The sequence below is a fragment of the Kribbella hippodromi genome (genome assembly GCF_039531045.1).
GTDB lineage: Bacteria > Actinomycetota > Actinomycetes > Propionibacteriales > Kribbellaceae > Kribbella > Kribbella hippodromi.
The window spans coordinates 30890-43390 of record NZ_BAAAPH010000032.1; the positions used below are offsets into that span (position 1 = coordinate 30890).

Consider the following 12501-nt stretch of genomic DNA (forward strand, 5'->3'; position numbering starts at 1 on the left):
GGATCAGCTCCCTCGGTAGGTGGAAAACGCGAACGGGCTGAGCAGCAACGGGACGTGGTAGTGCCGCTCGTCGGCGACCGTGAAGGTCACGGAGACCTCCGGAAAGAAGAACGACTGGCCGGTGGCGGTCGCGTACGCCGCGATGTCGAACCAGAGGCGGTACGTACCGGGATCGAGCACCGGCTCCAACTCGGCGATCCGGCCGTCGGCATCCGTCGTACCGGACGCTTGGAGGGTGCCGTCGCGGTACAAGCGCACTGGTACGTGTGCGGCCGGCCGACCGAGGTTTGTGTCAAGGACGTGCGTACTGAGTGAACTCATGCGTCGACCGCCTTTGCCAAGCGGAGCAATGCGATCTTGCGCAGCTCCTCGTGTACGACCTTTGCCTCGGTGTCGTCGTCGTGGCCGAGCCGCTGCCGCAACGAAGCCAGCATCTGCGCCGCGGACAAGCCGGTCGCGCAGATCAAGAACACCCGGCCGAAGCGCTCCTCGTACTGACGGTTGCCTTCGGCAAGTTCTTGCCGGACCCGCGGTTCGTCGCCGACGCCGGATTGTTCACCGCGTGACCAGGACGCTTCGGTGCTCGTACCCCGCGGCCGGTCACCGATCCGCGGGTGCGCCCGCAGCGCCTGGTCAACCTCGTCGTCGTCGAGTTCACGCAGCGCCTGGTCGGCGACCGCGGTCAGCGCGGCGACATCACCGTACGGGCGGTTGGCGAGAATTCCGTCGACCCAGCGCGGTACGTCGCAACAGGCCGCCAGCACCGGCCGCAACCGGCCGGCCGGAGCGGAGTTGAGCTCCTGCAGATCCACGGATCACACCTTCTCGAATCCCGAAATCAACTTTCCGTCTGACGAGAGCGTGACACCCAACCTCAACCCCGTCAACAGTTTGTTGAAGTTTGCTGGTCAGCGGGCACGGTTCAGGTAGTTGTAGACGGTGAACCGGGTGACGCCAAGCGCCTCGGCGACGATCTCCGCCGACTTCCGGTACTCGAACGCCCCGCGCGCTTCCAGCAGCAACACCGCCCGCTGCTTCTCACCCCGAGACAGCTCCCGCAGCGGCCCACCAAGCTCACCCGCAACCTCCGCCAGCAAACTCTGCACACCACCCTCAGCTGTCTTCTCAGGCTTGATGGGCTTGGTGGTTTCAGGTTTGGTGGGCAGGCGAACGGCGAGCACCGGCTTGCCCTCCCAGGCCAGCGTGACGTCGTCCCGGCGGGCGTCCGCAGGATCTACGAGCTCCGCGTTCAGCCGTTCGATCAACGGCGCGATCGCCTGCGCCAACGGATGCTCAGGCATCGCGGCGTACCTGTAGCGTTACCTGGCTGGCGCCGCCGGCGAAGGCGGCCTTTAGGACGGCCTGTAGGGCGGGCAGTAGTAGGTCCTGCTCGCCGCGTACCTGCGTGCCGAGCGGACCGAAGTCGCACTCGAGCCCCGCCTCTTCCGCCGCCCGCAACGCCTCGGTGGCGTGCGCGGGTGGCTGCCCCTCGACATCGAAGGGTTCCGTGGTGAACTCCGCAACCAGTCGCATGCCGCGAGGCTAACCCTCGACGACCCTCCGGCGGGCAAGTTTGGCCAGCTCAACGGGGTCGAGGCCGATCAGTTTGTCGACCTCCGCGGTGTCGATCGCGCCGCATTCCACGCCGCGGAGTACGAAGGCGGCCAGCGCGGCGGCGGTAGCGGGTTCGTCCAGATAGCCGGATTCGCCACGACCCAAGTACGCGCTCAACCGGGCGGCCGCCTGGTCGAAACCCTCGCGGTAGAAGAGATACGTCGCCGCGAATCGCGTCGGCAGTTGCCCAGGGTGCATGTCCCACCCCTGGTAGATCCCGCGCGCAAGCGATCGGCGTACGAGCCGGAAATGCAAGCGCCACGCATCATGGACCGCATCGCCGACCGGAAGAACATTGGTCGAACCATCCGACACGAACACGCCCGTACCGGCCGCGGCGAGCTGCATGACGTCCTTGGCATGATCCGCGACCGGATGCTCCATGCTCTGGTACGCCGCCGCGACGCCGAGCGAGGCGGAGTAGTCGTACGTCCCGTAATGCAGCCCGGTGACGCGATCCCCGCCGGCCTTGATCATCCGCGCGATCAACGCGGTGCCGTCGGAACCGAGGATGGCCTGCGGCGTCTCGACCTGGATCTCGAACTTGAGCCGCGGCAGGGAACGTGTCCGTTCGAGCTCCTCCAGAACGAGAACCATCGCCTCAACCTGCTCGACCGAAGTGACCTTCGGGAGCGTGATCACGAAACCGTCCGGGATCGCGCCCAGATGCTCGAGGAAGAGGTCGAGCGTACGGACGCCGCGGCGGCGGGTCGGCGCTTCGAGCGACTTGATCCGCAGGCCGAAGTAGGGCGTTGCCGGGACAGCTCGAGCCGCGGCGATAGCGGCGGCGTCCTCCTCCTCATCCGGCCGGTTGCCGTAGCCGTCCTCGAAGTCGATCCGGAGGTCCTCGATCGGCTCGCGGTCGAGCTTCGCGCGCATCCGGTCGTACACCTCACCCGCGAGGCCGGGCGGAAGTTCGAGCACCTCGGCGAACGCGGCGGCCGATCCGGCGTACTCGTCAACGGTCGCGCGCGCCTGCGTACCCCACTCGTCCACGGTGCCGGCGGCGTACCGGTCGGCCGGGACATACACGGTGTGTACGGGCTGCCGGACCCCGCGATCGCCGGGGTAATCAGCCGTCAGGGCAGCGTCCGCAGCCGCCAGCTTCCGGTCCAGGGCACCGATCAGGTCTTCCAGGCTCATCCGGCCGCCTCCTCAGCTTTCCGTATTGCGGAGACTAATATCTACTGTGCGGAAGAAACAAGACCCCGATAGTTCCGGGATCTGGCGCTAGACTTCCGCCATCCGGAAGGGATGGGGTCAGATGACGGAAGACAACCAGAACGGCAAGGGCCGGACCGGCGGGGTGCAGTCGATCGAGCGGGCGTTCGGCCTGCTCGAGACGATGGCGGACGCGGGCGGGATGATGGGCCTGTCCCAGCTGGCCGCCGCCTCCGGGCTGCCGCTGCCGACGATCCACCGGCTGGTCCGCACCCTGGTCGACCTCGGCTACCTGCGGCAGGAGCCGTCCCGGCAGTACGTCCTGGGGCCGAAGCTGATCCGGCTCGGTGAGAGCTCGTCGCACATGTTGAGTGTGTTCGCCCGGCCGCACCTCGCGCGACTGGTGGACGAGCTCGGCGAGTCGGCGAACATGGCGATGCTCGACGGCGACCAGATCGTGTACCTGGCGCAGGTGCAGTCGCGGCACTCGATGCGGATGTTCACCGAGGTCGGCCGGCGCGTCCTCCCGCACTGCACAGCCGTCGGGAAGGCGATCCTGGCCCAGTACCCCGAGTCCGAGGTCCGCGACCTGCTGCACCGCACCGGCATGCCGAAGCACACCGACAACACGATCACCACCGCCGACGCGTTCACCGCCCAACTCCGCCAGGCCGAAAAGCACGGCTACGCCACGGACGAAGGCGAGCAGGAACTAGGCGTCCGCTGCGTGGCGGTCGCCGTCCCGGACGCGCCGTCGCCGCTGGCCATCTCCATCTCCGGCCCGGCGCCCCGGATGACCGAATCGCTGGTCGACCGGGCGATCCCGCTGCTCACCCAGGCAGCCGAATCCCTCTCCAAGGACCTGCGCTAGTCACGGCGCGTACGTACGCCACTGTTCGGTGAGCTGGTAACCGAGGGACTGGTTGGCCTGGAGGCTTGCCTGGTTCGCGGCGGCGCCGCCGGTGCTGAAGCGGGTGATGCCCACGTCCAGTAAGGCGAGGATCGACGCCGCCTTGACTGCCTGCGCGACGCCGCGGCGGCGGTGGGTGGACAGGACCGAGGTGAACGCTGTGTCACCGAAGCCGTCCTTCTGCCGGATGACTGTCGCGCCGACCAGCCGGTGGCCGTCGAATGCGCCGAAGACGCGATGGCCCGGCCAGAGCGCGCGGATGTCTTTGGCTGCTCCGACCACGCGGTGGGTCGCGGGGGTGTAGGGATAGTCCGGTTCGTTCGCCTTCTCCAGCTCGTGCAGCGCGGGCGCAGCCTCGGGCCCGAGTTCACGGACGGTGATCCCGCCAGCGGTGGCCCGGCGTACGGCTGACTCCAGCAACTCACGATCGGGGTCAACCAGCCGTACCGCCCATGACTCGGCGACTACGCGGTACCCGGCTGCTTCCAGCTCGGCGCACCGTGGGTCGTCGTCGCGGACGATCTGATAGTCGGGCACCTGCCGATTGTCAGGCGCCCGACTACGAGACTCAAGACAGTTTGCTCAAGACAGTTTGCGCAGCAACGGCAGTACGTCCTCGGTGAACTGGGTGAGGAACCGCTCCTGGTCGTGCCCCGGGCCGTGGACGACGAAGTGGTTGAAGCCGGCGTCCAGGTACGGCTGGAACTGCTTCACGACCTCCTCCGGGTCGGACGCGACGATCCACCGCTTCGCGACCTGCTCGATCGGCAGCTCGTCGGCCAGCCGCTCCATCTCGGTCGCGCTGGTCACGCTGTGCTTCTGCTCCGGCGTGAGCGACAGCGGCGCCCAGAACCGGGTGTTCTCCAGCGCGGCCGCCGGGTCACGGTCGTACGAGACCTTGACCTCGAGCATCCGGTCCAGGTCCTCGAACTTCTTCCCGGCCTTCTCCGCGCCTTCCTTCACCGCGGGGATCAGCTTGTCCGTGTAGAGCTCCATGCCCTTGCCGGACGTCGCGATGAACCCGTCACCGGCGCGGCCCGCGTACTTCGCGACCAACGGCCCGCCCGCCGCCACGTACACCTTGAGCGGGGTCTCCGGGCGGTCGTAGATGAACGCGTCGACGGTCTTGTAGTACGGCCCCTCGGCGCTGACGCCGTCCTTCGTCCACAGGTCGCGGATCAGCTGCACCGACTCCCGCAGCCGCGCGAACCGCTCCTTGAACTCGGGCCACTCCATCCCGGACACGGCGATCTCGTTCAGCGCCTCGCCGGAACCGACACCGAGCATCACCCGGCCCGGGTACAGCATGCCCATCGTCGCGAACGCCTGCGCGATCACGGCCGGGTTGTACCGGAACGTCGGCGTCAGCACCGACGTACCCAGCAGCACCCGGTTCGTCCGCTCCCCCACCGCCGCCATCCAGGCGAGCGCGAACGGAGCGTGACCGCCCTCGTGCCGCCACGGCAGGAAGTGGTCCGACACGGTCACACTGTCCAGCCCGAGCTCCTCCGCCCGGACCGAGTACTCCACCAGGTCCCGCGGCCCGAACTGCTCGGCCGACGCCTTGTAACCGACTCGAATGCTCACCGTCTACTCCCAACTCACGCGCGCTGTCTGCTGAGGACAACTTCACCACATCGGTGGTTATGCCGCGTCGATCGGACTAAGGGGTGGATTAGGGGTGGAGCCTGATGCGGTGGTGGTTGGTGGGCGGGCATTCTTCGTGGCGGACTGTGACGATGGAGGAAGAACATGAGTGAGTACGCCGATGAGGCCCGGGTTCTTGGCGAGATCGGGACGGTGTTCCGCGCCGCCGAGCTGCCGGCTCTCCGGGTGACCGTTCCAGCCGCCTTGGCTTCGCGTGCTGTCAGCGCCTGGGAACGGGACGACGAGGGTACGGTGCCTGCCGCGGAGGATGCGGCTGAGCGGGGCCGCCGGCACCGGGCCGGGACGCTCGCTCTGATCGGGCTCGCGATCACCGAACGCGGCCAGGTCGACGCCGACGGGAACACGGTGGTCGACCTCGGCCCGGAGCTGATCGGCGTCGCGATGGACGCGGCCGACGAGCTCTGACGGCAGCTCGACAGGAGGTGTCCGCTCGGTTGGCCGGTCGCCAGGCTCAGCCGACCGCGCTTGGGCCCACAGTGGGCGTATACGTACTGTCGAGCCGCCGGTAACGGCTCAGGTGAGGTCGCGGCGGAGGGGGAGGAGTGCGGCTGTTGCGGCGGCTATTGCCGCGTAGGCCAGGAGGACTGCCGCGGCGGCTGCCGGCGGGAGGAGACCTGGGCCGGGTGTGGCGGTTTGCTCCGCGATGGTGCTGGTGATGAACGAGAAGTCGGTCAGCGCCGCGGTGGCGCCGCCGGGGAGGTACGGGTAGATCGTGTTGATGCCCGGTACGACCAGCAGGATGTACTCCAGGAAGTAGAAGTACCCGACAACGATGCCGACAGCAACCAATTGGTTCCGGGTCAGCGCGCCGATCGCAACGCCCAGTACGGTGTAGACCGCTGCCGCGACGGCCAGACGGATCAGCAAGGTGCTGAGATCCGCGGCCGGAATGGTCAGGTCGACGCCTCGTACGAGAGCTGCCGCGAGGAGTGCGATCGCGGACGTCAGCGATGCGATCACCCCGTACACGAGACCGAGGCCCGCGTACACGATCAGCTTCGCGGTGAGGACGCGGCCGCGGCGTGGTTCGGCGAGGAAGGTGGTCGCGATCGTACGATGCCGGTACTCGCCGGCGACGCCGATCGCACCGATCAGGGCCGGTACGAAGAGCAGTACGCCGGTGATGCCGACGACGAGCGCGGCACCTTCCGCGGTGTCGATGCCCGGCATTGGTGGGGTTGCGTTCTCCGGTCCGATGACGCTCAGCAGACCGGTCAAGCCGCCACCACAGACGACCGCGGCGAGGGCGGCCCAGCGGTGCATCCGCACGGCGGTGAGCCGGATCAGCTCACCACGAATCAGCCGAAGCGAGCTCCGCTGCCTGGTTCGGTGCGAGGCGGCGGTCGGGTTGGTCAGCGTGCTCATGCCGTGAGCTCCTCGGTCGTCAGGGTCTCAGTTGTGAGCGTCAGGAACGCCTCTTCAAGCGTCGATCCATGAGCGGTGAAGTCGGCCAATGTGCCGGTCCAGGTCGTGCGCCCGTGGTTGATCAGCACAATGTCGTCAACCGAGTGCTCAAGATCGGTCAGCACATGACTGGAGATGAGCACGGTACGACCCGACGCCACGAACGCCCGGACGAACGTCCGCAACCAGACGATCCCCGCCGGATCGAGCCCGTTGGACGGTTCGTCCAGCACCAGCACGTCAGGGTCCCCGAGCAAGGCGGTGGCCAACGCCAGCCGCTGCCGCATCCCGGTCGAGTAACCCTTGACCCGCCGATCCGCGTACGAGCCGAGCGCGACCGCATCGATGACGTGATCCACCCGATCGCGCGGATGCCCGGCGAGCGCCGCGACCGTACGCAGGTGACCGCGCGCCGACATCCCCGGATGCGCCAACGCAACATCCAGAACCGCCCCAACCACGGCCCCCGGGCACTCCAACTCCCGATACCGCACCCCCGCACCCCCAACCAACCCAGCCGACGACTGCCTCGCACCCGACCCATCGGCCCGTCCCGCCAACGTCCCACCGGACGGCCCCTCCTCGCCGGGCAGTTGCCCATCCCGCGCGGCAGCCGCCAGTAGGTGGTTTGGGGCGAAGGTTGCTGTGCCGGCGTCTGGTTTGATCAGGTCTACGAGCATGCGGAGGGTGGTTGATTTGCCTGCGCCGTTCGGACCCACCAGACCGGTGACTCGACCGGGTAACGCAGTGAACGTGACGTCCCTGACCGCCTCGACCTGGCCGAAGCGCTTCGCTAGGGCGGTTGCCTGGATCATCGGGTGACCCTTGTCCGGAGTACGTCGGCGAGCGCGCCGGCCTTCGGCGTACTGATCAGCAACTCGTCGAACTCGCCTTCGCGCAGCACCACGCGCAGTACCGGACCCCCGCGCCGCATACTGACCAGCCGCCGAACACCGGACGGGTGCCGGAAGGTGGCGATCTTCAAGTACCCGGAGATCACCAGCCCGGAGCGGAGCCCGAGGACCTCCGACGTCCACCCGGGCAGCACCTCCAGCCGCTCGATCGCCGCCACCGGGACTTCGAGGTGGGACCGGCGCAGCAGCAGCGCCTCCCAGCGGCCGAAGTCGAGTCGCAGGGTCTGGCCGTCGTACCGCGGTTCCGTCATCATCCACCTCCAGCTAGGATCGATCTAACAATGCGAACATTATCAGATTGATAATAATGATGCCAAAGAACCCCAAAGAACCAGCAGAGCCGGCGGAGCGGGGTAGTCAGCCGTCGGTCGCGGACGTCGTCATGCACCCGGTCCGGCTGCGGATCATCCAGCAGCTCGGCGGACGCGAGCTGACCACGGCCGCCCTGCGCGAACTGCTCCCCGACATCACCCCGGCCACGCTGTACCGGCATGTCGCTGCCCTGGTCGAGGCGGGAATCCTGACCGTCGTCGCCGAGCGGCGGGTACGCGGCGCCGTCGAGCGCACCCTCGCACTCGGCGAACGCGTCGCGCAGGTCGACCAGCAGGAGCTGCAGGCGATGACGACCGCCCAGCTCCGGGACTCGGTCCTGACGTTCCTGGGGCACTTCGCCGAGGACTTCGACCGGTTCCTGGCCGCGGACGTCGAGTTGCGCAACCTGTTCGGGATCGGGCAGACGATGCTGTACGTGAGCACCGACGATCTTGCCCAGATCCAGGCCGGTCTGACCGAGCTGCTCGCCCCGTACCGCACCGAGCAACCCGGACGTCAGCGCGTCACCCTGACGACCGCGCTGATCCCCTCACAGGATTAGGCGCCCCCGCGTTCCATCAGCATGAACAGGCATGCGGTGGTCAGTACCCGGATCGGCGAACTCACGGTGGTGGCGTCGGAGCAGACGCTGGTCGGCATCTACTTCCCGCACCACTGGGTCAAGCCGACGACGGAAACCCTCGGCGAACGGGTCGAGGCCGATCCGTTCATCGCGACGGTCGTCGAGCAGCTGGAGGCGTACTTCACGGGTGAGCGTCTTGGCTTTGATCTGCCGACCCGGCTGGAGGGCACAACCTTCCAACGGCGGGTGTGGTCGGTGCTGGAGGAGATCCCGTACGGGGAGACGACCACGTACGGCACCATCGCCGCCCGCCTGGGCGAACCCGCGCAGGCGGTCGGCAAGGCGATCGGCCAGAACCCTCTCTCGATCGTCATCCCCTGCCACCGGGTCATCAGCAAAACCGGAGCCTTGACGGGTTACGCCGGCGGCCTCAAGAACAAACAGCTCCTCCTGGACCTGGAACAACCGGTCGGCGCGCGACTGTTCTAGGGGCCACGGCCGCCTAGGAGAGGTCGCCGACCTGTTCGGCGTACCAGTCGAGTTCGGTGAGGTGTTCGGCGATCTCGCGGAGGGTCCAGTTCGGGGTGCGGGGCTTGTCCCATTCGGACGGGTCGAGGGCCGCGTACCGGAGCTCGAACGTCCGGCCGAGCCGGCGCAACCGCTGCTCGGCCTCGCGGACATCCTCGACGGTGAACGGCGCGAGGTCGGCGGCGGACATCAGCGCGCTCGCGTGCCACTCGTCAGGTTGCGTCGGTACGCCCGCGAGCAGCGCCTCGACCTCGGCGAGGTGATCGATCATATGGTCGGCGATCCGCCGCACCGCCTTGTGCGGCGTGAAGATCCGGTCGTCGTCCGAGATCCGCGGCTCACCGTCCCAGGCCGGCCAGGTAACGACCAGCTTCAGCGACCGCTCCACCGCCTGCGCCACGATCTCACCAGGGTTCTGCGTACCGGGGTTCTGCGTACCGGGGTTCTGCGTGCCGACGTTGTCGGCGCCGGGGTTCTGCGTACCAGCGTTCTGTGTCATGGCGCCGACGCTAAACCCGTCACACTTCGGTCTCCGCCGAACTGATCCCGAGCCGCTTCGCCAAACCCTCGGCGTCGTATGGCGCCCGCACCTTCGCGTCATTGTCGAAGTAGACAAACGCATCGCACTTCCACCTGCGGATCTTCCGCGCCCACCGATCGAGCGACTTGTCGTCGTACCCACTCACGTACAACTCTTCAGCACCATGCAACCGGACGTACGCGAAATCAGCCGTCACCGCATCGAACATCGGCCATTTCCCAGCGGTATCAGCACAAACCACCGCCACCTCATGCGCACGCGCCAACTCGATGAATGCGTCGCTTTTGAAGCTGTCATGGCGTACTTCGATCGCGTACCGAAGCGGGATGTCGACGGCGCATTCGAGCAGCGCGCGGCCCTCCATCCGTTCGTCATGCCCTTTCGCCACCTCGACCGCGGCGGCCGTCGTCCGCGGCAGCTGAGCGAAAAAGGCGGCGCACCGCTCGGCGTCGTACTGGAAATTCGGCGGCAGCTGCCACAGCACCGGACCGAGTTTGTTGCCCAACGCAAAGACACCGGAGGCGAAGAAGTTGGCCAGCGGGGCGTCCACGTCCGCAAGCCGTTTCACATGCGTGACGAACCGCGGGCCTTTGACCGAGAAGACAAACCCATCGGGCGTTTCGTCATGCCAGCGCTGGTACGACGTCGGGCGCTGGAGCGCATAGAACGAGCCATTGAGCTCGATCGAGTTCAGCCGATTGGACGCGTACTCGAGCTCGGCGCGTTGCGGGAGGCCCTCGGGGTAGTACGTCTTGCGCCACGGCGGGTAGCGCCAGCCCGAGATGCCCACGCGGTACGGTCCGTCCGGCCAGCTCATCTTCCGATTATGATCACCCATGCAGATCGACCGCGGCAGCTACCCACAGGCACGCACTCCTTGGGACGATTCCGCTTGGCGTACGGCGGCGCTCGGCTGGCTCGATCTCCAACTCGCACGACTCGGTTTTGCCGAGACAGGCGCGCGACGCGTACGGGTCCGTCCTTGGTCGGTGATCATCCGGGTCGAGGCGGCCGCGCTGAAGGGTCAGCCGGTGTGGTTCAAGGCGGCGTCGCCGGGAAGTTCGTTCGAACCCGTGTTGAGCGAGGCGCTGGCTCGGTGGGTGCCGGGGCAGGTGCTCACGCCGTACGCGGTCGACGCTGATCGCGGGTGGTCGCTGCTCCCGGACGGTGGGCCGATGCTGCGTACACAGGTCGTGGCCGTTGAGCAGTGGGAGCAGGTGCTGCGGCAGTACGCCGAGTTGCAGCGGCGGTTGGTTTCGCGGGCGGATGAGCTGTTGTCGCTGGGTGTGCCGGATGCTCGGGTGACCGTACTGCCGCGGCTCTTTGATACGGCCGTTGCGGAGAACCGGACATTGGACTCGGGTTCCCGGCGGCGGTTGGAGGGGTTTCGGCCGCGGTTGGTGGAGTGGTGCGAGGAGCTGGGTGCGATCGGCGTACCTGACTCTTTGGATCACGCTGATTTGCACGACGGTCAGATCCTGATCGCCGGCGCCGACCGGTACACGTTCTTCGACTGGGGAGACGCAAATGTCGGCCACCCGTTCTGCACCTTGCTTGTCACCCTCACCCGAGCCGCCGAACAACACGGCCCCGCCGTCGTCCCTCGCCTCGAGGACGCCTATCTGGAGGCCTGGTCCGCCCACCTGCTCGATCGCACCGCGCTTCGACGGGCCGCGGAGCTTGCGCGGCGCCTCAGCCAACTGACCCGCGCCGGGTCGTGGGCACGCCTGTTCCCCGGCTCAGCACACCTCGGCGACCCCGAACGCGCCGCCGCCCTCCTCCGCCTCCTGGACTGACCGCACTCGCGGGATGCGGATCAGGTCGGGATCCAGGTCGGCCACCACGGCGGTACGTTCCCCGGGCAGGTGCCGTGCGCGCCGGCCGGCGTCCCCTGCCACGAGAACAGCGCCAGGTCCGCGATGGCGATCGCAATCGCCGCGGCGATCAGTGAGAACAAGAACGCCTTGCCCGCGTACCGGAAGACGATCGTGAACAGCACCAGGTTCACGATCAACGCCAGCGGCAACCCGAGGAACAGCAGGGTCAGCCCGTTCGGGACGCTGCCGATGTCGACATGGCAGGTCTTCCACGCCCGCGACGTGATCACGACCAGCCCGAACGCCGCCCCGCCACCGAGTACCACCGCAAGGAACGACTCGCCCTTGCTCCCCTTCGCCGCAAACGCCATGAGGATCACGGTAGGTGATCCACCGCCCAGGTTTCAGCCCGAGCCGCGCGTACGCCGTCCTGACCCACTGCCCACCATCGACCTGAAGCACCGAATGATCGTCTTCGACGCCACCGCACCGGGGTCGCCATCAGCAGCTCTCCTCGATGACAAGTAGCTTTTGGCCTTCGGTGTTTCTGAACTCCGCGGACCGGAAGTCCACGTAGTCGTCCGCCAGCCCCCGTTCGAACAAGCGCACTCGCTCCAGCAAGCTGATTCGGTCAGCCGGCGGCACCTCGCGTACGTCATCCAGGTAGACGTGCAACACCCGTACCCCCGAATCGCGCCCCAACCGCGCAAGCGGCTTTCCCTGCAGCTCACCACCCCGCATCCACCACCGCACCCCTGCAGCGTCGATCCACTCCCGCGCCCGAATCACCGACGGATACTGCTCCACGCTCATCACCATCCAACCAAGACCGATTGTGTACCGAAGGACGGGTAGTGGTCGGCGGCGTGGCTCGGTTGGCGGCGCGCCGCGGCTGGATTCGGCTCGCAGGATGGGACCACTACCCGTCGTTCGGTACCGCTCCCACCTACGTCAGCACTCGCCGTGGGCCAGCAGAGCATTGACCGGACGTGCCTGTCAGGCCTACCCTGACAGGCAAGCTGGGCGTCAGGCAAAACCTGACACCAAGG

At 67.4% G+C, this 12501-nt stretch carries 19 protein-coding genes; 5 read left to right on the plus strand and 14 right to left on the minus strand.

Annotated elements, in window-relative coordinates:
* Window positions 1-3: 3 nt before the first annotated feature.
* The 5 genes from uraH to ABD260_RS34345 form a co-directional block, all read right to left on the minus strand.
* Window positions 4-321, minus strand: coding sequence for a hydroxyisourate hydrolase (gene uraH, locus ABD260_RS34325; RefSeq protein WP_344240558.1), 318 nt, complete (start codon window positions 319-321; stop codon window positions 4-6).
* A complete protein-coding gene (gene uraD / locus ABD260_RS34330) occupies window positions 318-812 on the minus strand; it encodes a 2-oxo-4-hydroxy-4-carboxy-5-ureidoimidazoline decarboxylase (RefSeq protein WP_344240560.1) in 495 nt (164 codons plus the stop codon). The genes uraH and uraD overlap by 4 nt, the downstream gene beginning before the upstream one ends.
* Window positions 813-908: 96 nt before the next feature.
* Entirely contained in the window at window positions 909-1301 is a 393-nt protein-coding gene (locus ABD260_RS34335) for a helix-turn-helix domain-containing protein (RefSeq protein WP_344240563.1), read from the minus strand.
* Window positions 1294-1533, minus strand: a complete 240-nt coding sequence (locus ABD260_RS34340; RefSeq protein WP_344240565.1) for a thiamine-binding protein — start codon at window positions 1531-1533, stop codon at window positions 1294-1296. Before ABD260_RS34340 ends, ABD260_RS34335 begins: the two co-directional genes overlap by 8 nt.
* Before the next feature lie 9 nt (window positions 1534-1542).
* On the minus strand, window positions 1543-2757 hold the full coding sequence (locus tag ABD260_RS34345; protein WP_344240567.1) for a DUF6986 family protein: 1215 nt from the start codon (window positions 2755-2757) through the stop codon (window positions 1543-1545).
* 121 nt (window positions 2758-2878) lie between these two features.
* Between ABD260_RS34345 and ABD260_RS34350 the strand changes: the two genes are divergently transcribed.
* The gene (locus ABD260_RS34350; protein ID WP_344240569.1) at window positions 2879-3646 is read left to right on the plus strand and encodes an IclR family transcriptional regulator; all 768 of its coding nucleotides are present in this window, start codon (window positions 2879-2881) and stop codon (window positions 3644-3646) included.
* Here the strand turns inward: ABD260_RS34350 and ABD260_RS34355 are convergent, their stop codons facing one another.
* Complete coding sequence (locus tag ABD260_RS34355) at window positions 3647-4222, minus strand: GNAT family N-acetyltransferase (RefSeq protein ID WP_344240571.1); 576 nt, start codon at window positions 4220-4222, stop codon at window positions 3647-3649.
* 45 nt (window positions 4223-4267) lie between these two features.
* Window positions 4268-5272 carry a glucose-6-phosphate dehydrogenase (coenzyme-F420) gene (gene fgd / locus ABD260_RS34360; RefSeq protein ID WP_344240573.1) on the minus strand — a complete coding sequence of 335 codons (1005 nt, stop codon included), beginning with the start codon at window positions 5270-5272 and terminating at the stop codon, window positions 4268-4270.
* 165 nt (window positions 5273-5437) lie between these two features.
* On the opposite strand from fgd, the gene ABD260_RS34365 reads away from it, so the two are divergent.
* On the plus strand, window positions 5438-5758 hold the full coding sequence (locus ABD260_RS34365) for a hypothetical protein (protein WP_344240575.1): 321 nt from the start codon (window positions 5438-5440) through the stop codon (window positions 5756-5758).
* A 108-nt stretch (window positions 5759-5866) separates the two neighbouring features.
* Here the strand turns inward: ABD260_RS34365 and ABD260_RS34370 are convergent, their stop codons facing one another.
* Genes ABD260_RS34370 through ABD260_RS34380 form a run of 3 tightly spaced genes read right to left on the minus strand, consistent with a single transcriptional unit; the run spans window position 5867 to window position 7925 of the window.
* Window positions 5867-6718: an ABC transporter permease subunit gene (locus ABD260_RS34370; RefSeq protein ID WP_344240577.1), complete on the minus strand. Its 852-nt coding sequence runs from the start codon at window positions 6716-6718 to the stop codon at window positions 5867-5869.
* Window positions 6715-7572 (minus strand): ABC transporter ATP-binding protein, encoded by an 858-nt coding sequence (locus ABD260_RS34375; RefSeq protein ID WP_344240579.1) that lies wholly within the window; start codon window positions 7570-7572, stop codon window positions 6715-6717. The genes ABD260_RS34370 and ABD260_RS34375 overlap by 4 nt, the downstream gene beginning before the upstream one ends.
* A complete protein-coding gene (locus tag ABD260_RS34380; RefSeq protein WP_344240581.1) occupies window positions 7569-7925 on the minus strand; it encodes a hypothetical protein in 357 nt (118 codons plus the stop codon). Before ABD260_RS34380 ends, ABD260_RS34375 begins: the two co-directional genes overlap by 4 nt.
* Before the next feature lie 53 nt (window positions 7926-7978).
* Between ABD260_RS34380 and ABD260_RS34385 the strand changes: the two genes are divergently transcribed.
* The gene (locus ABD260_RS34385) at window positions 7979-8545 is read left to right on the plus strand and encodes a helix-turn-helix domain-containing protein (protein WP_344240583.1); all 567 of its coding nucleotides are present in this window, start codon (window positions 7979-7981) and stop codon (window positions 8543-8545) included.
* Window positions 8546-8566: 21 nt separating this feature from the next.
* Complete coding sequence (locus ABD260_RS34390; RefSeq protein WP_344240586.1) at window positions 8567-9055, plus strand: methylated-DNA--[protein]-cysteine S-methyltransferase; 489 nt, start codon at window positions 8567-8569, stop codon at window positions 9053-9055.
* Between the two features lie 13 nt (window positions 9056-9068).
* Here the strand turns inward: ABD260_RS34390 and ABD260_RS34395 are convergent, their stop codons facing one another.
* Window positions 9069-9593, minus strand: coding sequence for a hypothetical protein (locus ABD260_RS34395; RefSeq protein WP_344240588.1), 525 nt, complete (start codon window positions 9591-9593; stop codon window positions 9069-9071).
* A 19-nt stretch (window positions 9594-9612) separates the two neighbouring features.
* Window positions 9613-10452 carry a DUF72 domain-containing protein gene (locus ABD260_RS34400; protein ID WP_344240590.1) on the minus strand — a complete coding sequence of 280 codons (840 nt, stop codon included), beginning with the start codon at window positions 10450-10452 and terminating at the stop codon, window positions 9613-9615.
* A 19-nt stretch (window positions 10453-10471) separates the two neighbouring features.
* Between ABD260_RS34400 and ABD260_RS34405 the strand changes: the two genes are divergently transcribed.
* On the plus strand, window positions 10472-11431 hold the full coding sequence (locus tag ABD260_RS34405; RefSeq protein WP_344240592.1) for a phosphotransferase: 960 nt from the start codon (window positions 10472-10474) through the stop codon (window positions 11429-11431).
* 20 nt (window positions 11432-11451) lie between these two features.
* On the opposite strand, the gene ABD260_RS34410 is transcribed toward ABD260_RS34405, so the two are convergent.
* Window positions 11452-11823, minus strand: coding sequence for a hypothetical protein (locus ABD260_RS34410; RefSeq protein ID WP_344240594.1), 372 nt, complete (start codon window positions 11821-11823; stop codon window positions 11452-11454).
* Between the two features lie 130 nt (window positions 11824-11953).
* On the minus strand, window positions 11954-12259 hold the full coding sequence (locus ABD260_RS34415; RefSeq protein WP_344240596.1) for a hypothetical protein: 306 nt from the start codon (window positions 12257-12259) through the stop codon (window positions 11954-11956).
* Window positions 12260-12501 lie beyond the last annotated feature (242 nt).

Bases quoted from the DNA above. Each gene is read 5' to 3' on its own strand.
- ABD260_RS34390 (WP_344240586.1), top strand. From the start codon at position 8,567: ATGAACAGGCATGCGGTGGTCAGTACCCGGATCGGCGAACTCACGGTG.
- ABD260_RS34380 (WP_344240581.1), bottom strand. From the start codon at position 7,925: ATGATGACGGAACCGCGGTACGACGGCCAGACCCTGCGACTCGACTTC.
- ABD260_RS34395 (WP_344240588.1), bottom strand. From the start codon at position 9,593: ATGACACAGAACGCTGGTACGCAGAACCCCGGCGCCGACAACGTCGGC.
- ABD260_RS34405 (WP_344240592.1), top strand. From the start codon at position 10,472: ATGCAGATCGACCGCGGCAGCTACCCACAGGCACGCACTCCTTGGGAC.
- ABD260_RS34350 (WP_344240569.1), top strand. From the start codon at position 2,879: ATGACGGAAGACAACCAGAACGGCAAGGGCCGGACCGGCGGGGTGCAG.
- ABD260_RS34370 (WP_344240577.1), bottom strand. From the start codon at position 6,718: ATGAGCACGCTGACCAACCCGACCGCCGCCTCGCACCGAACCAGGCAG.
- ABD260_RS34340 (WP_344240565.1), bottom strand. From the start codon at position 1,533: ATGCGACTGGTTGCGGAGTTCACCACGGAACCCTTCGATGTCGAGGGG.
- ABD260_RS34335 (WP_344240563.1), bottom strand. From the start codon at position 1,301: ATGCCTGAGCATCCGTTGGCGCAGGCGATCGCGCCGTTGATCGAACGG.
- ABD260_RS34385 (WP_344240583.1), top strand. From the start codon at position 7,979: ATGATGCCAAAGAACCCCAAAGAACCAGCAGAGCCGGCGGAGCGGGGT.
- ABD260_RS34345 (WP_344240567.1), bottom strand. From the start codon at position 2,757: ATGAGCCTGGAAGACCTGATCGGTGCCCTGGACCGGAAGCTGGCGGCT.
- ABD260_RS34410 (WP_344240594.1), bottom strand. From the start codon at position 11,823: ATGGCGTTTGCGGCGAAGGGGAGCAAGGGCGAGTCGTTCCTTGCGGTG.
- ABD260_RS34375 (WP_344240579.1), bottom strand. From the start codon at position 7,572: ATGATCCAGGCAACCGCCCTAGCGAAGCGCTTCGGCCAGGTCGAGGCG.
- ABD260_RS34365 (WP_344240575.1), top strand. From the start codon at position 5,438: ATGAGTGAGTACGCCGATGAGGCCCGGGTTCTTGGCGAGATCGGGACG.
- uraH (WP_344240558.1), bottom strand. From the start codon at position 321: ATGAGTTCACTCAGTACGCACGTCCTTGACACAAACCTCGGTCGGCCG.
- ABD260_RS34400 (WP_344240590.1), bottom strand. From the start codon at position 10,452: ATGAGCTGGCCGGACGGACCGTACCGCGTGGGCATCTCGGGCTGGCGC.